General features: G+C 73.2%; 22 protein-coding genes. 10 read left to right on the forward strand and 12 right to left on the reverse strand.

The features are described from left to right. Positions 1–112: 112 nt before the first annotated feature. From NHG27_RS09475 to NHG27_RS09490, 4 genes are all read left to right on the forward strand, one after another. Entirely contained in the window at positions 113–391 is a 279-nt protein-coding gene (locus NHG27_RS09475; RefSeq protein WP_497016138.1) for a DUF3892 domain-containing protein, read from the forward strand. Between the two features lie 6 nt (positions 392–397). Next, positions 398–709 (forward strand): hypothetical protein, encoded by a 312-nt coding sequence (locus NHG27_RS09480; RefSeq protein WP_193719566.1) that lies wholly within the window; start codon positions 398–400, stop codon positions 707–709. 72 nt (positions 710–781) lie between these two features. After that, positions 782–1,453, forward strand: a complete 672-nt coding sequence (locus NHG27_RS09485; RefSeq protein WP_497016140.1) for a hypothetical protein — start codon at positions 782–784, stop codon at positions 1,451–1,453. Between the two features lie 268 nt (positions 1,454–1,721). After that, the gene (locus NHG27_RS09490) at positions 1,722–2,549 is read left to right on the forward strand and encodes an alpha/beta fold hydrolase (protein WP_193719564.1); all 828 of its coding nucleotides are present in this window, start codon (positions 1,722–1,724) and stop codon (positions 2,547–2,549) included. Positions 2,550–2,553: 4 nt separating this feature from the next. Here the strand turns inward: NHG27_RS09490 and NHG27_RS09495 are convergent, their stop codons facing one another. Both NHG27_RS09495 and NHG27_RS09500 read right to left on the reverse strand, forming a co-directional pair. Next, on the reverse strand, positions 2,554–3,297 hold the full coding sequence (locus tag NHG27_RS09495; protein WP_497016142.1) for an esterase/lipase family protein: 744 nt from the start codon (positions 3,295–3,297) through the stop codon (positions 2,554–2,556). 119 nt (positions 3,298–3,416) lie between these two features. Continuing rightward, positions 3,417–3,806: a YccF domain-containing protein gene (locus NHG27_RS09500; RefSeq protein ID WP_193719563.1), complete on the reverse strand. Its 390-nt coding sequence runs from the start codon at positions 3,804–3,806 to the stop codon at positions 3,417–3,419. 130 nt (positions 3,807–3,936) lie between these two features. On the opposite strand from NHG27_RS09500, the gene NHG27_RS09505 reads away from it, so the two are divergent. Next, positions 3,937–4,686: a YggS family pyridoxal phosphate-dependent enzyme gene (locus NHG27_RS09505; RefSeq protein ID WP_497016144.1), complete on the forward strand. Its 750-nt coding sequence runs from the start codon at positions 3,937–3,939 to the stop codon at positions 4,684–4,686. Between the two features lie 10 nt (positions 4,687–4,696). On the opposite strand, the gene NHG27_RS09510 is transcribed toward NHG27_RS09505, so the two are convergent. The 7 genes from NHG27_RS09510 to lplAB all read right to left on the reverse strand — a co-directional run bounded on the left by NHG27_RS09510 (position 4,697) and on the right by lplAB (position 13,089). Then, entirely contained in the window at positions 4,697–5,656 is a 960-nt protein-coding gene (locus NHG27_RS09510; RefSeq protein ID WP_497016146.1) for an N-acetylmuramic acid 6-phosphate etherase, read from the reverse strand. After that, entirely contained in the window at positions 5,653–6,933 is a 1,281-nt protein-coding gene (locus tag NHG27_RS09515) for an anhydro-N-acetylmuramic acid kinase (RefSeq protein ID WP_497016147.1), read from the reverse strand. The genes NHG27_RS09510 and NHG27_RS09515 overlap by 4 nt, the downstream gene beginning before the upstream one ends. Next, on the reverse strand, positions 6,930–8,480 hold the full coding sequence (locus tag NHG27_RS09520; protein ID WP_497016148.1) for a glycoside hydrolase family 3 N-terminal domain-containing protein: 1,551 nt from the start codon (positions 8,478–8,480) through the stop codon (positions 6,930–6,932). The genes NHG27_RS09515 and NHG27_RS09520 overlap by 4 nt, the downstream gene beginning before the upstream one ends. Next, complete coding sequence (locus NHG27_RS09525) at positions 8,477–9,313, reverse strand: carbohydrate ABC transporter permease (RefSeq protein ID WP_407671873.1); 837 nt, start codon at positions 9,311–9,313, stop codon at positions 8,477–8,479. The genes NHG27_RS09520 and NHG27_RS09525 overlap by 4 nt, the downstream gene beginning before the upstream one ends. Positions 9,314–9,402: 89 nt before the next feature. Then, complete coding sequence (locus NHG27_RS09530) at positions 9,403–10,311, reverse strand: carbohydrate ABC transporter permease (protein ID WP_497016162.1); 909 nt, start codon at positions 10,309–10,311, stop codon at positions 9,403–9,405. Positions 10,312–10,447: 136 nt separating this feature from the next. Beyond that, positions 10,448–11,755 carry a sugar ABC transporter substrate-binding protein gene (locus tag NHG27_RS09535; protein ID WP_497016149.1) on the reverse strand — a complete coding sequence of 436 codons (1,308 nt, stop codon included), beginning with the start codon at positions 11,753–11,755 and terminating at the stop codon, positions 10,448–10,450. A gap of 284 nt (positions 11,756–12,039) precedes the next feature. Then, positions 12,040–13,089, reverse strand: a complete 1,050-nt coding sequence (lplAB, locus tag NHG27_RS09540) for a lipoate-protein ligase LplAB (RefSeq protein ID WP_193719557.1) — start codon at positions 13,087–13,089, stop codon at positions 12,040–12,042. A gap of 229 nt (positions 13,090–13,318) precedes the next feature. On the opposite strand from lplAB, the gene NHG27_RS09545 reads away from it, so the two are divergent. Genes NHG27_RS09545 through NHG27_RS09555 form a run of 3 tightly spaced genes read left to right on the forward strand, consistent with a single transcriptional unit; the run spans position 13,319 to position 18,269 of the window. Continuing rightward, positions 13,319–14,491, forward strand: coding sequence for a BadF/BadG/BcrA/BcrD ATPase family protein (locus NHG27_RS09545; RefSeq protein WP_497016150.1), 1,173 nt, complete (start codon positions 13,319–13,321; stop codon positions 14,489–14,491). Beyond that, positions 14,488–15,375, forward strand: coding sequence for a MurR/RpiR family transcriptional regulator (locus NHG27_RS09550; RefSeq protein WP_193719555.1), 888 nt, complete (start codon positions 14,488–14,490; stop codon positions 15,373–15,375). The genes NHG27_RS09545 and NHG27_RS09550 overlap by 4 nt, the downstream gene beginning before the upstream one ends. Then, positions 15,372–18,269: an FAD-binding and (Fe-S)-binding domain-containing protein gene (locus NHG27_RS09555; RefSeq protein WP_497016151.1), complete on the forward strand. Its 2,898-nt coding sequence runs from the start codon at positions 15,372–15,374 to the stop codon at positions 18,267–18,269. Before NHG27_RS09550 ends, NHG27_RS09555 begins: the two co-directional genes overlap by 4 nt. 56 nt (positions 18,270–18,325) lie before the next feature. Here the strand turns inward: NHG27_RS09555 and cimA are convergent, their stop codons facing one another. Then, positions 18,326–19,990: a citramalate synthase gene (gene cimA, locus NHG27_RS09560; protein ID WP_193719553.1), complete on the reverse strand. Its 1,665-nt coding sequence runs from the start codon at positions 19,988–19,990 to the stop codon at positions 18,326–18,328. Positions 19,991–20,372: 382 nt separating this feature from the next. On the opposite strand from cimA, the gene NHG27_RS09565 reads away from it, so the two are divergent. Beyond that, positions 20,373–20,942, forward strand: a complete 570-nt coding sequence (locus NHG27_RS09565; RefSeq protein ID WP_193719552.1) for a hypothetical protein — start codon at positions 20,373–20,375, stop codon at positions 20,940–20,942. Between the two features lie 94 nt (positions 20,943–21,036). Here the strand turns inward: NHG27_RS09565 and NHG27_RS09570 are convergent, their stop codons facing one another. Both NHG27_RS09570 and NHG27_RS09575 read right to left on the reverse strand, forming a co-directional pair. Continuing rightward, positions 21,037–22,167 carry a branched-chain amino acid aminotransferase gene (locus tag NHG27_RS09570; protein ID WP_193719551.1) on the reverse strand — a complete coding sequence of 377 codons (1,131 nt, stop codon included), beginning with the start codon at positions 22,165–22,167 and terminating at the stop codon, positions 21,037–21,039. A 205-nt stretch (positions 22,168–22,372) separates the two neighbouring features. Then, complete coding sequence (locus tag NHG27_RS09575) at positions 22,373–23,416, reverse strand: 3-isopropylmalate dehydrogenase (RefSeq protein ID WP_497016152.1); 1,044 nt, start codon at positions 23,414–23,416, stop codon at positions 22,373–22,375. 256 nt (positions 23,417–23,672) lie between these two features. Here NHG27_RS09575 and NHG27_RS09580 point away from each other — a divergent pair, with 256 nt between their 5' ends. Then, the gene (locus tag NHG27_RS09580) at positions 23,673–24,938 is read left to right on the forward strand and encodes an ROK family transcriptional regulator (protein WP_193719549.1); all 1,266 of its coding nucleotides are present in this window, start codon (positions 23,673–23,675) and stop codon (positions 24,936–24,938) included. Positions 24,939–25,054 lie beyond the last annotated feature (116 nt).

Raw genomic sequence — 25,054 nt, forward strand, 5'->3', positions numbered from 1 at the left:
TTCGACCGGCGTCCTTTGATAAGCAGCCTTATCACGCCGGTCGTGGCCGATGCGCCCTCAACTCGGCCACGCTCCTCTCATTCGATCACCGCCAACCACGAGAGGAACGACCATGAACTACATCCGCTCCGTCTACGTCGCCGACCCTGGCACCTCGAACCAGCACATCACCCACGTCGGGTGGTCCACGACATCTGCCGGCCCCCTCACGACGACCACGCGTGAACAGGTCCACGCATGGATCACCGAGGGACACACGTTCCGGTCCCACAGCCCCCAGCAGACACAGGCCGACGTCGTCGCCAAGATCTCGACGGCGGGGACCCGCTACATCGCCACCGTCGCCGACGGCCGGGAGACCAACAATCTCCTGAACCTCCCTCGCTTCTGACCGCGCATGCCGTTCATTCGTGCGATCCGCACCATGCCGCTCGACCCCGACGGTGACGGCGTGTGCGCCGTGGGACCGCAGGTCGAGCACCTCGTCGCCGTCCTCCACTCGGTGACGACCACGGGTCCGACGACAGCCACGAGCGTCGTCGCAGTCCACCGACGTATCAGGTCCGGCGAACGCTTCCGGACCTTCGACGAACGCAACCACCACCAGGCCGACGTCGTCGCCCGGACCGATCACCACGGGCGCCGCACGCTCTCTACAGCTGTCGACGGTCGCACGAGCGACCACTTGTGGCGCCTCCCGCGCTTCTGACCGGCAGCCGCCCGGCCAGGTAAGAACCGCTCGACGGCATGAACGCCGTCGGGCCTCCACGAAGGACATCCCATGAACACCGTCGATCGCTCCACCCCACCCGCGCCCCTGCCGGGCCGCCCCTCGGCCAGGTCCACGACAACGAGATGCCGCCGCCTTGCTCTGACCGCTGCGGCCCTCGGTCTCGCCGCCGGGCTGACCGGCTGCAGTCTGAGCTCAGACGACCTGACCGCGTCCAGCGAGACCGCCATCCAGCCACCCTCGACGACCACGCCGGACACCGGTGCCGCTCCCGTCGAACCCGCCACCCCGCCGGAATCGCCCGCTGCCGAGGCAGGTACGCGCGCCAACCCGCACCCCGTCGGGACCACGGTCGGGAACGAGGACTGGTCCCTCGTCCTCGGCACCCCGCGCGAGGCCTGGGGGGAGATCAGCGCCGAGAACCAGTTCAACTCTCCGCCCGAGGCCGGGCTCGAGTTCTGGATCGTCCCCGTGACGGCGACCTACCAGGGTGCGACCTCGGGAACTCCGTGGCTCGACATCACGGTCAAGTTCGTCGGCGACGACTCGGTCACCTACGAGGACTACTGCGGTGTCATCCCGGGCGACCTCGACGAGGTCGGGGAGCTCTACGCAGGTGGTGTCGCCGAGGGCAACGTGTGTGTCGCGGTGCCCGCCGGAGCCCCGGGGCTCTGGACCGCGACCACCGGGTGGGGCGAGCCGACCTTCTTCACGGCCCGCTGACCGCGAGGCTCGACGGGTCGGGAGGGGGCACTGTCTCGCCGAGCACGAGGTTGTGGTCGTTCTGGGCTTCAGAACGACCACAACCTCGTGCTCGGCAGCCGCACAGGACGCCCAAGCCTCGCCAGCGACCCCGCGACCCCGCGACCCCGCGACCCCGCGACCCCGCCCGGATGCTGCTCGTCGCCGCCCCACCCCTCCCCGAGGAGACGACGAGCAGCATCTCGCGGCACCGGTGGCCTGCGCCCCACCGCTCTGCCACGATCGGCTCATGGCCGCGAACACCGCCGGATGGACCGAGGACACGGCGGAGATCGACGGGCACCGCGTGTTCTACCGGCGCAGTCCCGAGGTCCCCGACGCCCTGCCGATCGTCCACGTGCACGGCTTCGGGATCTCCGGCTCGTCCCTCCTGCCGACGGCCGAGGTCCTGGCCGCACGGGCCACGAACCTCGTCCCCGACCTGCCGGGGCACGGCCGGAGCGAACGGTGGGACCGCACCCTCGCCATCCCTGGGCTCGCGCACGCCCTGATCCGCATCCTCGACGCCCTGGGGCTCGAGAGGGTCGTGCTGGTCGGCAACTCGATGGGCTGCCCGGTCAGCCTCGAGGTGGCGCACAGCGCGCCGGACCGGGTGGACCGCATGGTGCTCGTGTCCCCTGCCGGGGGCCGTCACAACCAGGGGCTCGCGCGCGCCATCGGCCAGCTCGCGCTCGACGGTCCGCGCGAGAGCCCCCGGATGGCACGGCTCGCGGTCCCGGACTACCTGCGGTTCGGGCCCGTCAACACGTTCAACCTGTTCAGCGAGCTGACCCGCTTCCCGTCCTTGGAGCGCATCATCACCTCGACGGTGCCGACGCTCGCCGTCGTCGGGAGCAGGGACCCGCTCATGCCGCCGCCCGCACGGGTCCGGGAGGTGGGCCGTCTCGCGGGGGACCTGACCACGGTCGCCCTCATCGAGGGCGCGGCGCACGCGATCAACTTCAGCCACCCGGGCGAGCTCGCGCACGTGATCGGCTCCTGGCTCGACGGGATCGAGATCGTCGACGACCCCGGCTCCCCCGGTCTGACGCGCGTGCTGCAGCTTCCTCGGGGTTGACCGGTCACCCCGTCGGCGGCGTCCGCTGCGGGGGCGTGCCGACGAGGCGTTCGACCAGGAGCGCGTGCAGCCTCGGGTCGGCGAGGGGCCGGAAGTGCCCCGGGGTGTCGAGCACGACGTCCTGCGCACCGTCGAGGGCGCTGCCGCCGGGGATGTGCGGGTCCCACCGGCTGTGCACCGACGTGATGCGTTCGTTGACGGCCCGCTCGGCGGACAGCGCGACGATCGTGGCGTCGTTCGGGACGAACGCGCGGACCGCGGGGGCGAGGAACCAGCGCGCGTAGGCGGAGCCGGCGAACGGCGTGTTGATCGCGATCATCGCGTCGATGCGGGCGCCGGGGTCCTCGCGCACCATGGCGAGCTTGCCGATGAGCCCGCCCTTGCTGTGCGCGACGACGACCACGTCGTGCAGGTCCTGTTCCCGGAGGTAGCGGCCCAGGAGGGCTGCTCCGTCGGCGACCGGTCGACGGTTGTCGCGCAGGTCCGGGAGCACGTGGACCGCGACCCCGTGGTCGTGGAGCAGCGTGGCGAGCGGCAGGAGGAACCGCCAGGACTCGTAGACCCCGGGGACGAGCACCACGGGCGGGCCGACCGGGTGGCCCGGTCGGCGCAGCTCGTCGGGCCCCGTGCGGGACAGCAGACCGGCCACCTGCCAGCGGAGCACGCACGCGTAGTCGAGCGCGCGCCACCACGTGCGTCGCAGGGCTCGTCCCAGGTACGGCACCTGGCCCTGTCGAGCGTCGCCCATGTCTCGCTCCCGTCGTCGCCGGACCGGGGCTCGGCGGCCGTGGTCGCCATCGGCCACCCACGGCTGCTCCGTGCTCCGCGGCCGCCCGGACTCCCCGGGCCCCACCCGATCCTGGCGCGTCAGGCGCCGAGGCGCGCGTTCGTCGGCACGATCTGCTTGCCGAGGGGCAGCAGCGAGACAGGGACCATCTTGAGGTTGGCGATGCCCAGCGGGATGCCGATGATCGAGACGAACAGCGGGATCGAGGTCACGACGTGCCCGATCGCGAGCCAGATCCCCGCGACGATCACCCAGATCACGTTGCCGATCGTGGAGAACGCCCCGGCCGTGGGCTTGTCGACGACCGTGCGCCCGAACGGCCACAGCGCGTAGCCCGCGATGCGGAAGCTCGCGATCCCGAACGGGATGGTCACGATGAGGACGCAGCAGACGATCCCTGCGGCGACGTACCCGAGCGCGAGCCACAGGCCCGCGAAGATCAGCCAGATGACGTTCAGGATCGCGTTCATGCCCTGATTCTCCCCCACGGCCGACCTCGCGGCCCAGCCCCGCAGGCGCGGCGCCCACCCGTGGTGCGCTGCGACGTCGGGCAGCGGACGCCCCCACCCGGGCGACGGGCCCCGAAACTAGACTGCTGCGGTGCCCTCCCCCCACGACACCCCCCTCGACCCACCCCGCACCATCGCCGACCGGTACGCCGCGGTCCGTGCCCGGATCGACGCCGCAGCCCTCGCCGCGGGGCGCGCGCCGGCGGACGTGCACCTGCTCGTCGCGACCAAGACGCAGGACGCCGCGGCGGTCCGTGAGGTCGTCGCCGCGGGTGCGACCCTGATCGGCGAGAACCGCGTCCAGGAGCTCGTCGCCAAGGCCCCCGACCTCGCCGACCTGGTCGCCGACGGCAGCGTCCGGGTCCACATGATCGGGCACCTGCAGCGCAACAAGGTCAACCAGGTCCTGGCCACGGCCTCGGGCGTCGAGTCGGTCGACTCGCTCGCGCTGGCCGAGGCGCTCGCGAGCCGTTGCGCACGCGAGGGCCGCACGCTCGACGTCATGGTCCAGGTCAACGTGTCGGGCGAGGAGTCCAAGGCGGGCGTCGGGCCCGACGGCGCCGCGCACCTCTCCCGTCAGGTCGCGGCCCTGGAGGGTCTTCGCCTCACGGGCTTCATGACGATCGGCGCGAACTCCCCCGACACGGCGCTCGTGCGCGCAGGGTTCGAGCGGCTGCGCCGGATCCGTGACGAGGTGCTCGCGAGCGGCGCCCCGGGGACGGGAGAGGCGCGCGAGCTGTCGATGGGCATGAGCGGGGACCTCGAGGCGGCGATCGCCGAGGGCGCGACGGTCGTGCGCGTGGGGACCGCGGTGTTCGGGGCCCGCCCTCCCGTCGGCTGACCGGCGCCGTTCAGGCCCCGAGCGCCTCGAGCGCGCGGCGCACGCCGGGCGCTCCGGCCCCGCGCAGGGCCTCGCGCGCCCGCTCGACCCCGACCCCCGCGAGCAGCATGACGAGCGCGACCTGGATCTCGCCGTCCGCGCGGTGCAGGACCTGCTCGCACTCGTCCGTGCCCAGACCCGTGGCCTGGACGAGCATGCGCACGATGCGCGCCCGGAGCTTCTGGTTGGTGGGGCGCACGTCGATCATGAGGTTCGAGTACGTCTTGCCGAGCCGGATCATGGTCGCGGTCGAGAAGGTGTTGAGCACGAGCTTCTGCGCCGTGGCGGCCTTCATGCGGGTCGAGCCCGTGACGACCTCGGGGCCCGTGTCGAGCAGGATCGCGACGTCGACGCGTGCGGCGAGGCGCGCCTGCGGGTTGGCGCTCACGAGCACGGTCGCGGCGCCCCGCTCCCGGGCGACGTCGAGCGCTCCGCCCACGTAGGGCGTGCGGCCGCTGGCGGCGAGACCGACGACCAGGTCGCCCGCACGCACCTGGTCGGCGTCGCGCCGGCCGAGCTCGACGTCGTCCTCGGCCCCTTCGACCGCGAGCATCATGGCGCCCGCGCCGCCCGCGAGGTGCGCCTCGAACCACTCGGCCCCGACCCCGTACGTGGGCAGGAGCTCGACCGCGTCGAGGACTCCCAGCCGGCCGGACGTGCCGGACCCGAAGTAGTGGACCTTGCCTCCGCCGCGCAGGGCGGCCACGGCGAGGTCGACGGCCGCGGTGATGCGGTCGGCCTGGGCGCGCACGGCGTCGGCGACGCCCGCGTCCTCGTCGGTGATGCGGCGCACGACCTCGGCCGTGGGCAGCAGGTCGATGTCGGTCGTGCGCGGGTTGCGCTCCTCGGTGGGTGACGCGAGCCGGAGCACCTCCTGCCACTCGTCGTCGGACGTGCGTCCGGCCTCCGTGGCGGGGCGGGTGTCGGTCATCGGTGCGTTCCCTTCGGCATCGGGGCGAGCCCGAACGGGGTGTTGGCCAGCACGAGCCGGCGGATGGGTCCGGAGGACGCGGGCCAGACGAGCGGGGTGGGCGGGGTGAGCGATCCGAGGACCGCGGCGCGGCGGGCCCCGGTCGAGCGACGACGCTGCGCGCCCTGAGCGGTCCCGGCGACGCCGTGGGCCGAGAGGAAGCCCAGGAGCGCGAACAGGTACGCCTCCTTGGCGTCGATCGGCATGCCGAGCTGGTCGGCCGTGAGGAGCTCGCAGCCGTCGGGCAGGTGGGTGCGCAGCCGGGCGATCAGCGTCGGGTTGTGGGCGCCACCTCCGGAGACGACGACGCGGCGCACGCGCTGGTCGGCGGCACCCTGCTGTGCACCGGCGACGGCGAGCAGCCCCTCCACGACGGTGACCGCGGTCAGCTCGGTGAGGGTCGCGACGAGGTCGGGCCCCGTGAGCTCGGGACGCACCGACGCGAGCTTGCGCGGCACGTACGTCGCGTCGAACAGCTCGCGACCGGTCGACTTGGGGGCCCTGGCCGCGAAGTAGGGGTCGTCGAGCAGGGCGCGCAGCGCGACCTGGTCCACGGTCCCGGCGGCGCCCAGGACGCCGTCGCGGTCGAAGGGCTCGCCGGTGAGGGCGTGCGCGGCGAGGTCGACGAGGCAGTTGCCGGGGCCGGTGTCCCACCCGGTCACGGGCGCCTCGACCTCGCCGACGAGCGTGACGTTCGCGATCCCGCCGATGTTGAGCGCGGCGCTGAGCCCGGCGGGCGCGCCGTCGGGCGACTGCGGGTCGCGGCCGAGCCACAGCGCGTCGAGCACGCTCACGAGGGGCGCTCCCTGGCCGCCCGCGGCGATGTCGGCGACGCGGAAGTCGCTGATGACGGGGCGCCGGGTGCGCTCGGCGATCCAGGCGGCGTTGCCGAGCTGGAGGCTGCCGTGCGCGCGGGCTCCGACGACCCAGTGGTAGAGCGTCTGCCCGTGCGACGCGACGAGGTCGACGTCACCGCCCGCGACGTCGTCGACGGCCTGGCGCCCGGCCTTGCCGAACTCCTGCCCGATGAGCGTGTCGAGCTGCGTGACCTCGCCCATGTCGACCGCGGCGGGTGGCAAGGCCTTGAGGATGCGTTCGCGCAGCGCGGCGGGCCACTCGTACTCGGTGTGCCCGAGGGGCCGCATGCGCAGCACCCCGTCGGGGCCGAGGTGGAAGTCCGCGGCGGCGGCGTCGATCGCGTCGACGGAGGTGCCGGAGGACAGGCCGAGGACGATCATCGGGACACCTCCGAGGTGAGGGCGGTCAGCTGCCCGACGGCGGCGCGTGCGTTGGCGCGCCCCGTGCCGCACGCCACGACCACGGTGGTCCGGTCGTCGAACCAGGCGGGGACCGCGTCGGGGAAGCCGGTGTGCACCACGACGAGGTCGGGGCGCGCGGCGCGCAGGACGTCGAGCGTCGCCGCCTCGCCGCTGCCGGGGACGGGTTCGCGCGTGATGGCGACCAGAGGGCGGCCCACGCTCGTCGCGACCTCGACGAGCACGGTCTCCCACCCCGCCGGGTCGCTGAGGGCGTGGACCCTCGCGTCGGGGAAGGGTGCGAGGAGCGCGGTCTGGACGTGCTGCGCGGTGCGCCCGGCAGCGTGGTCGAACCGCTGGCGCAGGTCGACGACGTCGGGCGCGGGGCCAGACGGGTCGAGGTGCGCGGCCGGCCCGTGGGTGCGCACGGCCCGCTCGGCCGCCTCCTGCCCGACGGCGGCGAGCGCCTCGAGCGCGGCCGTCGCCTCGGCGGGACCGCAGGTCACGCCCGCGGCGACCTGGCGGTCGCGCACCCGGCGCAGCATGCGGGCGGTGCGGGCGCCGGACTCACGCAGGCGCTCGATCGTGACCCGGCCCTGCTCGACGGCCGCGAGGAGCGCGGACTGCGCCTGGCGGAACAGGGCCTCGTCGTCGCGGCCGACCGTGGTGCCGAGGCACAGCAGGTCGGCCCCGGCCTCGACGGCCTGGACCGCGACCTCCCCGATCCCGTCGTCGCCCGTGACCGCACCCATGTCGAGCGCGTCCGTGATGATCGGGCCGTCGAAGCCCAGCTCGCGGGCGAGGGCCGCCGCGGCCGGCTCGAGCGACACCGGGCGCGGACCGATCGCGGGGACCAGCAGGTGCGCGGTCATGATCGAGTCGAGGTCGACGTCGGGCTCGAAGGCCCGCACGAACGGCGGCAGGTCGCGCTCGCGGATCGTGGCGAGCGGGTCGTCGACCACGGGCAGCGACAGGTGGGAGTCGACGTCGGTCGCCCCGTGGCCCGGGAAGTGCTTGCCGCAGGCCCCGACGCCGGCCCGGTGGAGGCCGCGCGTGAACGCGGCCCCGTGCCGCGCCACGCGCTCGGGAGTCGCGCCGAACGCACGGACGCCCACGACGGGGTTCTCGGTGCGGGAGTTGACGTCGAGCACGGGCGCGAGGTCGAGGTCCACGCCGGTCGCGGCGAGCAGGCGCCCGAGGGCGAGCGCGACGCGCTCGGTCAGGTCCTCGTCGTCGACGACCCCCAGGGCCGCGGCCCCCGGGATGCTCGAGCCCGTGCCGGCCTCGAGCCGGCTCACGTCCCCGCCCTCCTCGTCGACCGCGACCAGGAGGTCGGGCGAGACCTCGTGGAGGTGCGCCGAGAGCCGGGCGGTCGTGGCGACGTCGGGCGTGTTCTGCGCGAAGTAGATGACGCCGGCGAGCCCCTGCGCGCAGGCCGAGAGCAGCCAGGCGGGGGCGTCCGTCCCTGTGAAACCGGGGAGCAGGACGCCGTTGACGGCGCGCAGCGCGTCGTGGTGCACGGTGGTCATCCCTTCACCGACCCGGCGGTCAGGCCGGAGGACAGGTTGCGCTGCACGAGGACGAAGAAGACGATCACGGGCAGCGTGATGAGGGTCGAGGCGGCCATGACGGCGCCCCAGTCGGTCGTGTTCTCGCCGAAGAACTTCTGCAGGCCGATCGGCACGGTGTACTTGGCCGACTGCTGGAGGAACGTCAGGGCGAAGATGAACTCGTTCCACGCCGTGATGAACGAGAAGACGCTCGTGGCGACGACGCCAGGAGCGACCAGGGGAAGCAGGATCTTCCAGAACATGCGACCCCACGACGCGCCGTCGAGGTACGCGGCCTCCTCGAGCTCGACCGGGACGGCCGCGACGAAGCCGCGCAGCATCCAGATCGCGAACGACAGCGAGAAGGCGATGTACACGATCGTCAGGCCCAGGAGCGAGTTGAGCATGCCGAGGGTGCGCATCTGCAGGAACAGCGGGATGACGAGCGCCTCGAGCGGCACCATCTGCACCATGAGGACGAGCACGAGGATCGCCTTGCGGAACCGGAACCTGAAGCGGCTCACCGCGACGGCCGCGAGCAGCGCGAGCACCGACGAGAACACGACCGCGCCGACCGCGACGACGATCGAGTTGCGCAGGTAGGCGCCGAACCCGCCGTCGTCGATCACGGTCACGAAGTTGTCCCACGTGACACCCGCGGGCAGGAGCCGGGCGCCGCGCGTCGGGGCCTCCGGGTCGATCGCCGAGGAGAACATCCAGTAGGCCGGGAACAGCGCGAAGACGAGCAGCGCGACGATGCCGACGACCTTGCCCGCGGTGGGCAGGGGGCGCTTGCGCGCCTTGACGCGCAGGACCTGGGGTACGCGGTCGCCGGGCGCCCCGGACCCGGGCGTGCGGGCGGCCGACCGCGGGGTGCTGGACGGGGTGCCGGTCAGGGCGCTCACAGCTCCTCCTCCTTGAACAGGGTGCGCATGTACACGACGGTGATCCCGAGCAGGATCAGGGTGAGCAGCACGGCGATCGCCGAGCCCATCCCGTACTTGCCCTGCGCGAAGGACTGGATGTACGACCACACGCCGAGGTTGAAGACCTCCTTGTTGCCGCCGTTGCCCCCCGGCATGAGGTAGATCTGCGTGAAGACCTTGAAGTCCCAGATGGTCGACAGGATCGTGACGACCGCGAAGACGGGGCGCAGGATCGGCGCGGTGATGGTCCAGAACCGGCGCCAGGGCGTGGCGCCGTCCATCATCGCGGCCTCGTGCAGCTCCTTGGGGATCGTCAGCAGGCCCGCGAGGACCGTGATGGCGACGAACGGGAACCCGTGGTGCACGACGTTGAGGGTCGCGATCGCGTAGAAGCTCAGGCGCTCGGTGAACCAGTTCGTGGTCGCCGGGTCGATCAGCCCGACCGAGTCGAGCACCGAGGAGACCAGGCCGTTGAGCGGGTCGAAGATCCAGATCCACACGTAGGTGCCCGTGATGGCGGGCACGGCCCAGGCGACCATGATCGCGGTCGAGCAGATCGTGCGCCAGAACGTCCCCAGGTTGTTGAGGAACAGCGCGACGGCCGTCCCCAGGACGACGGTCAGCACCACGCACGCGACCGCGAAGCCGATCGTGTTGGGCAGGACGACGGACCACAGGAACGAGTCGCCGAAGATCGCGGCGTAGTTGTCGAACCCGATGTAGTTCGACTCCCCCGAGGCGATCTGGCGCAGGCCGTAGTCCTGCAGCGAGATCATCACGACGCGGGCGAGCGGCCACAGGAGCAGGACGCCGAGGACGGCGAGCGCGGGAGCGAGGAGCAGCCACGGTCGGATCGGCGACCTGTGGCCGAGCACGCCGTGCATGCCGTGCAGGCCTGCGCCGCGGCGCGGGCCGCCGGCGGTGGGGCCGGCGGTGGACGAGGGGGTCGGGGCCGGGTCCCGGCGCGTCAGCTGGTCGGCCGACGCGCCGGGAACCGGGTGCAGATCTGCCATGGGCTCGTCAGGACCCGAAGGTCTCGTTCATGTCGGCGGCCGCGGTGTCGGCGGCCTCCTGCACCGTGGCGCTGCCCGAGAGGATCGACTGCAGCATGGTCTCGACCGTCTTCTTGCCCTGGATCTGACCGTAGAGCGGCGTCACGGGGACGGAGGCGCCGGCCTCGACCATCTGCTGGGCGAACGGTGCGACGAGCGGGTCGTTCGCCTCGATGACCTTCTCCAGGAGCGAGGTCTGCCCCGGGAAGTAGCCCGACTGCTCACCCCACGCCTCGGCGAACTCGCCCGTCGTCATCATCTCGACGAACTCCCACGCGAGGTCCTGCTTCTCGCTGGCCGCGAAGACACCCAGGTGCGACCCTCCCAGGAAGGAGTCCGAGAGGCCCTCGGTCTCGCCCGGGATGGGGAACGCGCCGATCTTGTCGGCCATGTCCGGGACGTCCGCGACGATCTTGCCGGGGGTCCAGCTGCCGGAGATCATCATGCCGACGTTGCCCTGCTCGAAGTTGGACAGGAGATCCGTCTCCTTCCACGTCGTGGCAGCCGCGGTCGACAGTCCCGCGCTGGTCGCGAGGCCCGTGTAGAACTCGAGCCCCTTGACGGAGTCGGCAGAGGCGATCTCGGACGTCCAGGTGTCGCCGTCCTTGGCGGCCAGGTCGCCGCCGGCGCCCCAGACGAAGGGCATGGCGCCGTACTGGCTGTCGCCCGCGACGGGGAAGGGGATCAGGCCGGGGTTCGCGGCCTTGAGTGCCTCGCCCGCGGCCTGGAGCTCGGCCCAGGTGGTCGGGACCTCGATGCCCGCCGCCTCGAAGAGGTCCTTGCGGTAGACCACCGAGCGCACCCCGGCGTACCAGGGCATGCCGTACTGGGCTCCGTCGAGCGTCGCGGACTCGACCAGACCGGGGACGAGGTCCTCCTCGAGGCCCGCTTCCTTGATCTTGTCGGACAGGTCGGTCAGTGCGCCGACGTCGGCGAACTCGCCGGTCCACGTGGTGCCGAGCTCCGCGACGTCCGGGGTGGTGTTGCCGGCGATGGAGGTCGTGAACTTGTCGTGGGCGCTGGCCCACGGCTGGAACTCGATCTGGAGGTCTGCACCGGTCTCTTCCTTGAAAGCGGTGGTGACCTCGTCGAAGAACGCGTCCCCGTCGGGGTTGGTGCCCTCCATGATCCAGACCGTGAGGGTCTCGCCGGAGTGGTCTGCGGAGGCTGCGTCCCCCGCGGCCTCGCCGCCGCCGTTGTCCCCGCCGCCACACGCGGTGAGGCCGAGCGCCAGGAGGAGTGTGCCCGTGACGGCCACCGTGCTGCGTCGCTGCATGCCGTGACTTCCTTTCTGGTCGGCGGCCGCGTCGCGGCCAGCCGTTCGTCCCTGCGGACCTGATCGTTCGCACGGGCGCCGGACAGTCGGCACCCTTCGACTCTGAAACAAACTTACATCAGGCTGGGTTGTCGTGAAGATTACCGCCACGGCCGGGCAGAAGGAAGCCCGGCGAGAAGTTGTGACCTGTTGGTGACCTCGGCGCGCCAGGGACCGCGGTGCGGCCGCACGCCGGAGCGCGCCCCGGCACGCGTCCGCGCGGGCCGGGGCGCACCCTCAGCGCGTCACGGCACGCGCGCGGTCCACTCCTCGGTGCCGAACTTCGTCCGGACGAGCTCCTCGGCCTGTGCCCGCTCCTCGGGTGTCACCGCACCGTCGACCGTGCGGTACCGCGAGCGGAAGTGCGCCTTGAAGGCCTCGATGACCTCCTCGCGCGCCATGCCGGTCTGCGAGCGCACCGGGTCGACGCGCTTGTTCGCGCTCTTGGTGCCCTTGTCGCTCATCTTCTCGCGGCCGATGCGCAGGACCTCGAGCATCTTGTCGGCGTCGATGTCGTACGCCATGGTCACGTGGTGCAGCACCGCTCCCCCGCGCAGGCGCTTCTGCGCGGCGCCCGCGATCTTCCCGGCCGGGGACGCGATGTCGTTGAGCGGCTTGTACGTGGCGTTCACGCCGACGTCGGCGAGCGCGCCCAGCACCCAGTCGTCGAGGAACGCGTACGAGCGCTCGAAGCTCAGGCCCTCGACGAGCGAGGCGGGGACCGTCAAGGAGTAGGTGATGGTGTTGCCCGGCTCGACGAACATGGCGCCGCCGCCCGAGATCCGGCGCACCACGGTGATGCCGTGCTTCGCGGCCCCCTCGGGGTCCACCTCGTTCCTGAGGGACTGGAACGACCCGATGATGACGGCGGGCGCCCCCCACTCCCAGATGCGCAGGGTCGGACCGCGTCGACCCGCGTCGAGCTCCTCGGTGAGGACCTGGTCGAGCGCGAGGTGCATCGCGGGCTGCTCGGGGCCCTCGTGGATGATCTCGAACACGTGGTCGTCCCAGCCGGTCGCGTGCCCGAGCGCCCGGCGCACGGCGATCGCGACGGCCTCGGGCGAGAATCCGACCATGGTGATGTCGTCCGTGAGGACCGCCTCGACCGCGCGGGTCAGGTCGGCCACGGTCGACGTCTCGGGCAGGCCGGTCAGCGCCGCGTTGATGTCGTCGAGCGCGTCGTCGGGCTCGAGGAAGAAGTCTCCGCTCAGCGCGACGCGGGACAGCCTCCCGTCGTCCGTCTCGACGTCGACCGCCACGAGCTTGCCACCGGGAACCTTGTACTCGCCTCTCATGGGCTCCACGGTACGTGTCGCGCAAGGGGAGCTGCCGCTCCGCCGGTCGCCCGTCCGACCGAGGCCTGGTGACCTACCCCACACGAGGAGTAGCCTCCAGGCAGCGGGCCCCCTCGGGAGCGCGCCCCGCGTCGGGCGACCGACGCGTCGGACGCGGCGACACCGGGTGAACCGTGGCGCTTTTCTCCATATCCTGGCATCTGTCTGAAAATTCATGCCACAATGAGGCGTGACCAGGACGCCCGACGCCGCACCGGACCGCACACCGGCCCGAGCAGCCCCGCGAGCCGCCTCCCCGGCCTCCCCCCGCTGGGTCGTCGCGATCGACGTCGGAGGAAGCGGCAGCCGCCTCGCCGCAGCCCTGGTCCCGTCCGCTCCGGCAGCCGGGGCGCCCGCACCCCTGCCTGCGACGGGGGCAGCAGCGGCGGCGGCGGCCGACGATCACGGGCAGCGGGTGACCCTCACGGGTCGCGCCGTCTCGGTCGGCCCGGGGGGCAGCGACGTCGCCGACGTCGTGCACGACCTCGCGACCGCGTTCGTCGCCCGGTGCTCCGGAACCGTCGACGGCCGGCCCACGGTCGCCGCCGCCGCGGTCGGCGCGACGGGCGTCGCGACCCTCGTCCCGGACCCGTCCGCGGTCCACGAGGCGCTCCGGTCGAGCCTCGGGCCCGAGCGCACGGCCGTCGCCGCCGATGCCGTGACCGCGCACCTCGGTGCACTGGGCGGGCGCGCGGGGGCCGTGGTCGCGGTCGGGACCGGCGCGATCGCCCTGGGCACCGACCTCGCCGGGACGTGGCAGCGCGTCGACGGCTGGGGCCACCTCCTGGGCGACCTCGGGTCGGCCACGTGGATCGGCGCGCACGGCCTGCGTGCCGCGCTCGCCGCGCACGACGGCCGCGCGACAGGAGCGTCCGCGGCGCTCCTGGACGCCGCCACGGCCAGGTTCGGTCCCGCCACCACGTGGCCCGCCCAGCTCTACACGCGCGCCGACCGCGCCCAGGTCCTCGGTTCCTTCACGCCCGACGTCGCAGCCGCGGCCGCCGCGGGAGACCCGGCGGCCGTGCGGATCCTCACCGAGGCGGGTCGGCACCTCGCCGAGTCGCTCGCGGTGGCCCTCGTCCCGGCGCTGCCGCCGCTGGCCGCCGCCACGGGCGGGGTCCTCGCGGCCGGCCCGTCCCTGACGGGCGCTCTCGCGCGCCGGTTCGCGGCCCTGCGCCCCGACGCCGAGCTCGTCCCCTCCGCGGGCACCCCGCTCGACGGCGCGCTCCACCTCGCCCGCCGGCTCGCGACGGGGCCCGGCGCCCTCGTCGCCCACCCGCCGTGGCTGAGCCTCGCCGGTCCCGCACCCGCTGCCCGTCCCGACCCCAGCCGTCCCACCCCACCCCCAGGAGACCCGACATGACCGGAGATGGACTCGTCCGCATCCGCCAGGCGCTACCGACCCTCCGCCCGGCCGAGGCCCGGATCGCGGAGGCCGTGCTCGCGGACCCGGCCGCCGTCGTCGGGTCCACGATCAACGAGCTCGCGGCGCGCGCGGGGGCCTCGCAGGCGACGGTCGTGCGCTTCTGCCGGGCGATCGGCTACGCGGGCTACCCCGAGTTCCGGATCGACCTCGCCCAGGCGACGTCCCGGCGCGAGATGGAGATGGAGCGGTCGAACGTCGCGCACGGCGAGATCAACGAGACCGACACCGCCGAGGACGTCGTCGCGAAGATCGCTTTCCACGAGGCGCGGACCATCGAGGAGACCGCGCGCATGCTCGACCTCGCGGCCCTCGAGCAGGTCGCCGCGGCCGTCGCTGCCGCCCCTCGGATCGACGTGTTCGGTGTCGGGTCGAGCGGGCTGACGGGGCAGGACCTCGCGCAGAAGCTCCAGCGCATCGGGCTCGTGTGCTTCGCGTCCCCCGACCCGCACCTCCAGCTCCAGTCGGCCGCGCTCCTCGGCCCGGGGGCCGTCGCGATCGGGATCTCGCACAGCGGCCAGACGGTCGAGACCAACCACGCGCTGGGCATCGCGCACGAGCGCGGTGCGACGACCGTCGCGATCACGAACTTCCCCGAGTCGCCGCTGGGGCAGGTGGCCCGCATCGTCCTGGCCACCACGGCGCGCGAGACGCAGTTCCGGTCGGGGGCCCTGTCGAGCCGTATCGCCCAGCTCGCGGTCGTCGACTTCCTGTTCGTCCGGGTCGCGCAGCGCCTGTACGAGCAGACGAGCGCCAACCTCAAGGCGACCTACGACGCGGTCCAGCCCCACCGGCTGGACGGGGAGCGCAAGGCGCGCGCATGACGGTCTCGGCCGCGACGCGACGCGCTCTCGAGATCCGGACGGATCTCCTGACGCGGGTCGCGCACGCGCACGACGCGTCGCACTACCTGCTGCGCCCCGAGGCCGTGGCCCGGGCGCAGGACGTGCCCGACGTCGTCGCGGCCTTCACCGAGGCCCGTCGCCGCGGGCTGCCGGTCACGTTCCGGTCGGGCGGCACGAGCCTGTCGGGACAGGCGTCGGGCGCCGGCCTGCTCGTCGACACGCGCACGCGCTTCACGCGTGTCGAGGTGCTCGACGACGGCGCACGCGTGCGCTGCCAGCCGGGCGTGACGCTCCGCTCGGTCAACGCGCGGCTCCTGCGCCACGGGCGGCGTCTCGGCCCGGACCCCGCGAGCGAGATCGCGTGCACGATCGGCGGCGTCGTCGCGAACAACTCCTCGGGCATGGCGTGCGGGACGGTCGACACCGCGTACCGCACGGTCGACGCGATGACGCTGGTCCTGCCGAGCGGCTCCGTGCTCGACACGGGGGCGCCCGACGCCGACGAGCGCCTGCGCGCCCTCGAGCCTGCGCTGCACCGCGGCCTGGCCGCGCTCCGCGACCGGGTGCGCGCGAGCGGGTCCATGCGCGCGACCATCGCGCACCAGTACTCGATGAAGAACACCATGGGCTACGGCGTCAACGCGTTCGTGGACCACGAGTCCCCCGTCAAGATCCTCGAGCACCTGGTCGTCGGCTCGGAGGGGACGCTGGCGTTCGTGGCCGACGTGACGTTCCGGACCGTCCCGCTGCTGCCCGCGGCCTCGACGACCCTCCTCGTCTTCGACGCGCTCGAGCGCGCGACCGACGCCCTGGCGACCCTCACCGGGTCGGGGGCCCGCGCGATCGAGCTGCTCGACGCGGCGTCGCTGCGCGTCGCGGCCGCGGACCCGCTCGCCGACGCGTCGATGCGGGCCTTCGCGACCGCGACGACCGAGACGGCTCTGCTCGTCGAGTACCAGGCCACGACCGCCGACGCCCTCGACCCGTTCGAGGAGGCCGCGCGCGGCGTCATCGCCTCGCTCGACCTCGCGACGCCGGCCGCCCTGACGCGCGACCCCGCGGCCCGCGAGCGCCTGTGGCGCGTGCGCAAGGGCCTGTACACCGCGGTCGCCGGGGCTCGGGCGCCGGGCAGCACGGCCCTGCTGGAGGACCTCGTCGTCCCGGTGCCCGACCTCACCGCGACGGTCCGCGACCTGGGCGGGCTCTTCGCGCAGCACGGCTACGACGACGCCGTGACGTTCGGGCACGCCAAGGACGGCAACCTGCACTTCATGATCACGCCGCACCTGTCGGTGGGCGACGAGGTCGACCGCTTCGCGGCCTTCACCGAGGACATGGTGGGGCTGGTGCTCGGCCGGGGCGGGTCCCTCAAGGCCGAGCACGGCACGGGCCGCATCATGGCGCCCTTCGTCCGGCGCCAGTTCGGCGACGACCTGTACGCCGTGATGCGCGAGGTCAAGGCCCTGTGCGACCCGGAGGGGATCCTCAACCCCGGTGTGCTCCTCAGCGACGACGACGAGGCGCACCTCCAGCACCTCAAGCTCGTGCCGCCCGTCGGGACGTCCGCCGCGGGAGACCTCGCGGCCGTCGTCGACCGCTGCGTCGAGTGCGGGTACTGCGAGCCCGCGTGCCCGTCGCGGACGGTCACGACGACCCCACGCCAGCGCATCGCGCTGCTGCGCGAGATGGTCACGGCCGCCCCGGGCGAGCTCCGCGAGCTCGAGCGAGCCTACGAGTACTCGGCGGTCGACACGTGCGCCGTCGACTCGCTGTGCGTGACCGCGTGCCCGGTCGGGATCGACACGGGCAAGGTCATGAAGGTCCGGCGAGCGCAGCGACACGGCGGCGTGGTCCAGCGCGCCGGGCGCGTCGCGGCCGACCGCTGGGGCGGAGCGGTCACGGGCCTGCGCGGGGCGCTCGGCGTGGTCGACCTGCTGCCCACCCCCCTGGTCGCCGCCGCGTCCAGGGCCGGGCGCGCGGTGCTGGGCGACGACGTCGTGCCGCTCGTCGGGGCGGACCTGCCAGGGCCGGGGCCGCGACGCGTCTCGCCCGCTCCCCGTGGCCGCGCGGCCGCCGACCGGGACGACGACGCCCCAGCGGCATCCGTCGTCTTCTTCCAGTCCTGCACGGGCTCGCTCTTCTCGCCTGCCGGCTCCTCCCCCAGCCCGGGGGGCGTCGGTCCGGCGTTCCTCGCGCTGTGCGACCGCGCGGGGATCGCGGTCGCGATCCCCGAGGGCGTCGAGGGCCTGTGCTGCGGCACGCCCTGGGTCTCCAAGGGCCTGACCGACGGCGCGGCCGCGATGGCCGGGCGGACCTTCGACGCGCTCTGGGCCGCGACCGACGCCGGCCGCCTGCCCGTCGTCTCGGACGCGTCGAGCTGCACGCACGGCCTCGAGGGGGTCGGCGGGCACCTGACCGGGGAGGCGCGCGACCGGTTCGAGCGGCTGCGGGTCCTGGACGCCGTGACGTTCGTGCGGCGCGACGTCCTGCCCGTGCTCGAGGCGACCGGCCGCGATCCACGAGCCACGGGGCGCGCGATCGGCTCGCTCGTCCTGCACCCCACGTGCTCGTCGATCCACCTGGGGGTCGTCGGCGACCTCGAGGCGGTCGCACGCGCGGTGGCCGACGACGTCGTGCTCCCCCTCGACGCGGGGTGCTGCGGCTTCGCGGGCGACCGCGGGATGCTCCACCCCGAGCTCACGGCCGCCGCGACGCGCGCCGAGGCCGCCGAGGTCGCGGCCCACGCGCTCGAGCACGGCGCCGCGGACGCGTACGCGTCGAGCAACCGCACGTGCGAGATGGGACTGAGCAGGGCGACGGGGCGGGACTACGTCCACGTCGTCGAGCTGCTCGAGGCCGCGACGCGACCCTGAACCCCGGCGGCCCGGCCGGGACATGCACGTCCCGCCCCGGGCCGCGCCCAGGATCGTCAGCGGGCCGAGACGCCCGCGTGGACCAGGCCGTAGATCGCCGAGTCCGTCAGCGCCTCCCAGGCCGCCTCGATGAGGTTCGGCCCCACGCCCACCGTCGACCAGGACCGGGCGCCGTCGGTCGTCTCGATGAGCACGCGCGTGATCGCGTCGGTGCCCTGCTCGGTGTCGAGGATGCGGACCTTGAAGTCGATCAGCTCGAACGCCTCGATCTCCGGGTAGACGCGCCGCAGCGCGAGCCGCAGCGCGTGGTCGAGCGCGTTCACGGGCCCGTTGCCCTCGCCCGTCTTGACGATGCGCTTGCCGCCGGCGTGCAGCTTGACCGTGGCCTCCGCGGTCGCCTCGGTGCCGCGCCCCCCGGCCCGCTCGACGATCGTGCGCCAGCTCTCCACCCGGAAGTACTGCGGCCGCTCGCCCGCGATCTCCTCGCGCAGGAGCAGATCGAACGACGCGTCCGCGGCCTCGTACGTGTAGCCGCGGGCCTCGTCGTCCTTGACGCGGTTGGTCACGCGCGAGAGCACGTCGCCCTGGTCCGTCAGGTCGAAGCCCATCTCCCGGCCCTTGAGCTCGATCGAGGCGCGCCCCGCCATGTCGGAGATGAGCATGCGCATGTCGTTGCCGACGAGCGTGGGCTCGATGTGCTGGTAGAGGTCCGGGTCGACCTTGATCGCCGAGGCGTGCAGCCCGGCCTTGTGCGCGAACGCGCTCGCCCCGACGTACGGCTGGCGGGCGTACGGGGAGATGTTGGTGATCTCGCTGATCGCGTGCGCGATGCGCGTGGTCTCCTGCAGGCCGCCGTCGACGAGGAGCGAGCGCCCCTGCTTGAGCTCGAGGTTCGCGACGACCGTGATGAGGTCCGCGTTCCCGGTGCGCTCTCCGTAGCCGTTGACGGTCCCCTGGACGTGCGCGGCGCCCGCGGCGACGGCCGCGAGCGAGTTGGCGACCGCGCAGCCCGAGTCGTTGTGCGCGTGCATCCCCAGCAGCGGGTCCCCGGGCTGGGCGTGGAGCCCGTCCGGGATCCCGACGACGTCGCGCAGCTCCGTGACGATCTCACCCACCAGCTCCGGCAGCATGCCGCCGTTGGTGTCGCACAGCGCGACGACCTCGGCCCCCGCCGCGAACGCGGCCTCGACCGCGGCGCGCGAGTAGGCCGGGTCGAACCGGTAGCCGTCGAAGAAGTGCTCGGCGTCGAGGACCACGCGGCGCCCCTCGGCCACCAGGAACGCGACCGTGTCGGTGATCATGGCGAGGTTCTCGGCGCCCGTGGTCCGCAGGGCCCGCTCGGCGTGGCGGATGTCGGACTTGGCGACGAGCGTGATCACGGGCGCCTGCGATGCCAGGAGGGCACGGACCTGCTGGTCGTCGGCCGCCCGGACCCCGGCCTTGCGGGTCGCGCCGAACGCGGCCAGCACCGCGTTCTTGAGCGTGAGCTCGCTGGCCGCACGGGAGAAGAAGTCGGTGTCCTTGGGGATGGCCCCGGGCCAGCCGCCCTCGATGAACCCGACACCCAGCTCGTCCAGCAGGGGGGCGATCGCGAGCTTGTCGGCGACCGACAGGTTCATGCCCTCCTGCTGCGCGCCGTCGCGCAGCGTCGTGTCGTAGACGTGGAACGTCGGGGGTGCGCTCGCTGTGGCAGGAGCAAGGGGGTTCACCTGGGAAGTCATCGTGCCGCTCTCTGGGGTTCCGGGGTCCAGCGGTGCCGCCTGGGCGGGACCACTCTAGGCGGACCGGGCGAGGCGCTTGCGCGTGCCGCCCGGCGATTCCTCGTTCCCACGCGCCGGGCGGTCGCTCTCGTGAAGCTCGTGCCCGGCGCTTCGCTGTCCGACGAGGGTGGGGTCGGGCAACAAAAAAACCCCCCGAGGGTGCGGGAGGTTTGCGCGTCCGGTGTGGTGGCCGGGCGCGCTACTCGATAATGAGGTGGGAGACGAGGTGTGTCACAGGACACATGCTGCCACAGGAGTTGCCAGGATGGAACGGTGTCCACAGGCTGAGCACCTCGACCAGTGAGCGCCCGGAACGGCAGCCTGCAACGACAGGAGACGCATCATGAGCGACCCGAACTTCCCGCCCCGCAGCAACGTGCCACCGCCGGGGACCCCCGGATACCCCGCGGTGCCGCCGGCCATCCCGCCCGTCGTCCCACCCGACCCGCACGCGGACTTCGTCCCGCCCGAGCCCGTCAACCCCGCGGACCCGCGCCTCGCGGTCGAGGTGGGCCGCTTCTGGGCAGGTGCCGCCGCCACCGCACTGGTCGCCGCGCTGATCGGGCTCGTGGCGGTCATCATCCTCGAACGGATCTTCTCGCTCTCGCTCGTCCCCCCGCCGGACCTCTTCGCGACCGGCTCGCACCAGGCGGCGTTCGCGATCGACGGCGCGGTGCTGGCCCTCCTGGCGGCAGGGCTGCTCCACGTGCTGATCCTCACGACACCACGGCCTCGCGCGTTCTTCGGCTGGATCATGGCGCTCGTGATCGTCGTCATCACGGCCCTGCCGTTCGCCTGGACCTCGGACCTCACCGCGGCGGCCCTGTCCGGGCTCGTCAACCTGCTCATCGGGGTCGCGATCTGGTCGCTGCTCGCGGGGGTCGCGGGGCGCACGATCGTGCGGGCGGCCTGAGCCCGGGCCGAGACGCCGGGTGCGGAGCGGGTGTCGTCGACCGGGTCGATCGACCACACCCGCTCCGCCCCCCGGGGCAGCTCTGCGGCGAGCCTCAGGCCAGGCGCGTCATCCAGCCGTGGCGGTCGGCTGCCCGGCCGTTCTGGATGTCGGTGAGCTCGCCACGGATCGCGAGGGTCAGCTCGCCCGCGCCGCCGCCGCCGATCGTGTGGTCGAAGTTCGACCCGCCCAGGCGGCCGATCGGCGTCACGACCGCCGCCGTGCCGCACGCGAAGACCTCGGTCACGGCGCCCGACCGGATGTCGGCCAGGAGCTCCTCGAGCGGGATGCGCCGCTCGGTGACCTCGTGGCCGCGGTCGGTGAGGAGCTGGATGATCGACGAGCGTGTCACGCCCTCGAGGATCGAGCCCGTCAGCTCGGGCGTCTCGACCGACCCGTCGGCCTTGACGACGAACACGTTCATGCCGCCGAGCTCCTCGAGGTACGTGCCCGTCGACGAGTCGAGGAAGCAGACCTGCTCGAAGCCCTTCTCCTGCGCGAGGGTCTGCGGCAGCAGGCTCGACGCGTAGTTGCCGCCGCACTTGGCGTCGCCCGTCCCCCCCGCGCCGGCGCGGCTGTACTCGCGGTCGACCCAGATCGAGACGGGCTTCACGCCGCCCGAGAAGTACGGCCCCACGGGCGAGGCGATCACGAGGTACTCGGCCTCGAGCGAGGCCCGCACGCCGAGGAACGACTCGGAGGCGTACATGAACGGACGCAGGTACAGGCTCGCCTCCTCGCCGCTCGGGACCCACTCGATGTCGGTGCGCACGAGCGCCGTGATCGAGCCGATGAAGTCGTCGACCGATAGCGCGGGCAGCGCCAACCGGTGGGCCGACCGGGCGAAGCGGGCGGCGTTGGCCTCCGGGCGGAAGGTCCACACGGAACCGTCCTGGTGCCGGTACGCCTTGAGGCCCTCGAAGATCTCCTGGGCGTAGTGCAGCACCGCGGTCGCGGGGTCGAGCTGGAGGGGGCCGTACTTCTCGATGCGGCGGTCGATCCAGCCGTCGGTCGAGTTCCAGCTGATCCGGGCCATGTGGTCCGAGAACACGGTGCCGAACTTCGGGGCGGAGATCGCGGCCGCCCTGGCCTCGGGTGAGGTCGGGGTGTCCGAGGGGCGGATGTCGAAGAGCGCGACGAGGTCCTCGGCCGAGGAAGCGGGCTGCGCTGTGAGGGGGGAAGTCATGTCATGGGCCTTTCACCTGGCGACCCGGGTGGGTTCCTCGCCTAGTTTTCCATGACGGAGCGCCCTTCGGCGCCCGCAGGGCGGGCGAGAACTCCCGGGCCTTCGACGAGGACGTGGGAGCGGTGAGGACGGCAGAGGGTGCGCGCCGCCGTCGGACCCCTGCGCGGGGAGTCGACGGCGGCGCGACGGCGGGTCGGGAGTCCGATCAGCCGGCGACGCGGGCAGCGAGCTCGCGCCCCACCTCGGCCGTCGACCGTACTCGGTTCCCCCGCTCGGCGAGGTCCGCGGCGACCGCGGCCTCGACGCGCTGCGACTGCTCGGCGAGGCCGAGGTGGTCGAGCAGCATCGCGACGGACAGGATCGTGGCGGTGGGGTCCGCCTTGCCCTGGCCGGCGATGTCGGGAGCCGAGCCGTGCACCGGCTCGAACATGGAGGGGGCCGTGCGGTCGGGGTTGATGTTGGCCGAGGCCGCGAGGCCGATGCCGCCGGTGATCGCGGCGGCCTGGTCCGTCAGGATGTCGCCGAACAGGTTGTCGGTGACGATGACGTCGAATCGCGACGGGTTCGTCGTGAGGAAGATCGTGGCGGCGTCCACGTGCAGGTAGTCCGTGGTGACGTCCGGGAACTCGGCGTTGACGGCCTCGACCGTGCGGCGCCACAGGTGACCGGCGTGGACCAGGACGTTGTGCTTGTGCACGAGCGTCAGGTGCTTGCGGGGACGGGCCTGGGCCCGCGCGAACGCGTCGCGCACGACGCGCTCGACGCCGAACGCCGTGTTGACGGAGACCTCGGTCGCGAGCTCGTGCGGGGTGCCGACGCGCAGCGCGCCGCCGTTGCCGACGTACGGGCCCTCGGTGCCCTCACGGACCACGACGAAGTCGATCTCGCCCGGGTCCGCCAGCGGGGACCTCACACCGGGGTACAGCTTGCCCGGGCGCAGGTTGACGTAGTGGTCCAGCGCGAAGCGCAGCTTGAGGAGCAGCCCGCGCTCGAGGACGCCCGACGGGACCGTGGGGTCGCCGATCGCGCCCAGGAGGATCGCGTCGTGCGTGCGGATGGCCGCGAGGTCCTCGTCCGTGAGGGTCTCGCCGGTCGCGTGCCAGCGGCGCGCACCCAGGTCGAAGGGGGTCGTGGAGACCTTGACGTCGGAGCCCGTGAGCGCCGCCTCGAGGACCGCGAGGCCCTGCTCGACGACCTCGATGCCGATGCCGTCTCCGGCCACCACTGCCAAGTCGATGTTGCGCGTCATGCCGTGAACCGTACGCCTCGATGCCAGTCCTCGGGACGCACATCTCACGCCTTGAACGTCCTAGCCGTCCAGAACCGCACCATCTCGCGGGTCGGGCGGAGGCGTCTCGCCTGGGTGCGCTCCCACACGCCGGACGACGCGCCGGGGGACGCTCGATGGTGTAATGGAGCACGCCAGGGTTCCGACTTGCGCAGAACGCCAGAATACGCAACTCTTAGGAAACTTTCCTAAGACGTTGGCAGAGAGGCCGCACGCCGTGTCCCGCTTGCACATCCCGGGAACCCCCGGGTTGCTCCGCACGATCAACGATCGCGCGGCCCTCGAGCTCCTGCTCGACTCCGGTCCCATGACCCGGTCGCAGATCGGCGACCTCACCGGCGTCTCCCGTCCGACATCCTCCCAGATCGTGGCCCGGCTCGAGGCCGCCGGCCTCATCGAGTCCACCGGAGCCGTCCAGGGCGCCCGCGGCCCCCAGGCCGTCACCTACGCCGCCCGCACCGACGTCGTCGTGGGGCTCGCGCTCGACGTCCTGCCCCGCGGGGTCCAGGCCAGCGTCGTCGACGCCCGGGGCACCGTCCTCGGGAGCGCGGACGTCCCCACCTCCGAGGACCGCACCGCGGTGAGCGACGTCCGGGCCGCCTGGGACGCGGCCTGCGCCGACGCCGGCGTGCCCACCACGCGCGTCGGGGCGGTCGTCGCCGGCGTGCAGGCCGCCGCCGACCCGAGCACCGGGGACCTCTGGCTCGTCGGGGACCTGCCCGGCTGGCCGCGCCTCGCCGTCCGCTCCCTCCTGGAGCAGGAGTTCGACGTCCCGGTGCGCATCGAGAACGACGTCAACCTCGCCACCATCGCCGAGCGTGACGCCGGACGGTGCGCCGAGGAGAGCTTCTCGCTCCTCTGGATCGGCGGCGGCATCGGGCTCGGGACGCTGATCGACGGTCGGCTCCACCACGGCGCCACGGGGGCCGCGGGAGAGCTCGGCTACCTGCCGGTACCCATCACGGTCCGCGAGTACGACGACCACTCGCTGAACCTCCAGGACCTGGTCGGCGGCCGCCGGTTCGAGGAGCTCGCCGCACGCCACGGCGTCCCCGGCGACGGCTACGCCGACTACCTGGCGGCCATGGTCGCCGCGCCCGACAGCCCCGAGGTCGTCGCGCTCGTCGAGGACTTCGGCCGCCGCATCGCGACCGTGATCCAGCCGGTCGTCGCGGTCGTCGAGCCGCACCTGGTCGTCCTCGGCGGCCCCACCTGCATCGCGGGTGGCCAGCGCCTCGCCGACGTGACCCGCAGCCACCTCACGGACACCGAGCAGGGCGTGGCGGCGATCGTGCCCACCATGGTGCCCCTGGCTCCCGTCCTGCGCGGCGCCCAGGCCGTCGTCGCGGCGGACGTCCGCTCCCTCCTGCTCGACCGCGTCTCGACCCACCTCACCGACCACGGCTCGCACCCGGCCCCCGTCCAGACGGTGCGCGTCGGCGCGGTCACCTCCGGCGCCTCGGCGCCCTCACGCTCGGGGTAGTTCCTCTCACTGCCCCGACGGGCGGTGGTCGCGGCCTGGGACGGCGACCACCGCCCACCCTTTGCCGCCGCGCCCTGCCCGACGGCGCAGCTCCCAGCCGGCCGCCCCTCGCCCCC

Source organism: Oerskovia sp. 140933, assembly GCF_059651515.1.

Coding starts and splice junctions, on each gene's coding strand:
- NHG27_RS09475 (WP_497016138.1), top strand. CDS start 113: ATGAACTACATCCGCTCCGTCTACGTCGCCGACCCTGGCACCTCGAAC.
- NHG27_RS09480 (WP_193719566.1), top strand. CDS start 398: ATGCCGTTCATTCGTGCGATCCGCACCATGCCGCTCGACCCCGACGGT.
- NHG27_RS09485 (WP_497016140.1), top strand. CDS start 782: ATGAACACCGTCGATCGCTCCACCCCACCCGCGCCCCTGCCGGGCCGC.
- NHG27_RS09490 (WP_193719564.1), top strand. CDS start 1,722: ATGGCCGCGAACACCGCCGGATGGACCGAGGACACGGCGGAGATCGAC.
- NHG27_RS09495 (WP_497016142.1), bottom strand. CDS start 3,297: ATGGGCGACGCTCGACAGGGCCAGGTGCCGTACCTGGGACGAGCCCTG.
- NHG27_RS09500 (WP_193719563.1), bottom strand. CDS start 3,806: ATGAACGCGATCCTGAACGTCATCTGGCTGATCTTCGCGGGCCTGTGG.
- NHG27_RS09510 (WP_497016146.1), bottom strand. CDS start 5,656: ATGACCGACACCCGCCCCGCCACGGAGGCCGGACGCACGTCCGACGAC.
- NHG27_RS09515 (WP_497016147.1), bottom strand. CDS start 6,933: ATGATCGTCCTCGGCCTGTCCTCCGGCACCTCCGTCGACGCGATCGAC.
- NHG27_RS09520 (WP_497016148.1), bottom strand. CDS start 8,480: ATGACCACCGTGCACCACGACGCGCTGCGCGCCGTCAACGGCGTCCTG.
- NHG27_RS09530 (WP_497016162.1), bottom strand. CDS start 10,311: ATGCACGGCGTGCTCGGCCACAGGTCGCCGATCCGACCGTGGCTGCTC.
- NHG27_RS09535 (WP_497016149.1), bottom strand. CDS start 11,755: ATGCAGCGACGCAGCACGGTGGCCGTCACGGGCACACTCCTCCTGGCG.
- lplAB (WP_193719557.1), bottom strand. CDS start 13,089: ATGAGAGGCGAGTACAAGGTTCCCGGTGGCAAGCTCGTGGCGGTCGAC.
- NHG27_RS09550 (WP_193719555.1), top strand. CDS start 14,488: ATGACCGGAGATGGACTCGTCCGCATCCGCCAGGCGCTACCGACCCTC.
- NHG27_RS09555 (WP_497016151.1), top strand. CDS start 15,372: ATGACGGTCTCGGCCGCGACGCGACGCGCTCTCGAGATCCGGACGGAT.
- cimA (WP_193719553.1), bottom strand. CDS start 19,990: ATGACTTCCCAGGTGAACCCCCTTGCTCCTGCCACAGCGAGCGCACCC.
- NHG27_RS09565 (WP_193719552.1), top strand. CDS start 20,373: ATGAGCGACCCGAACTTCCCGCCCCGCAGCAACGTGCCACCGCCGGGG.
- NHG27_RS09570 (WP_193719551.1), bottom strand. CDS start 22,167: ATGACTTCCCCCCTCACAGCGCAGCCCGCTTCCTCGGCCGAGGACCTC.
- NHG27_RS09575 (WP_497016152.1), bottom strand. CDS start 23,416: ATGACGCGCAACATCGACTTGGCAGTGGTGGCCGGAGACGGCATCGGC.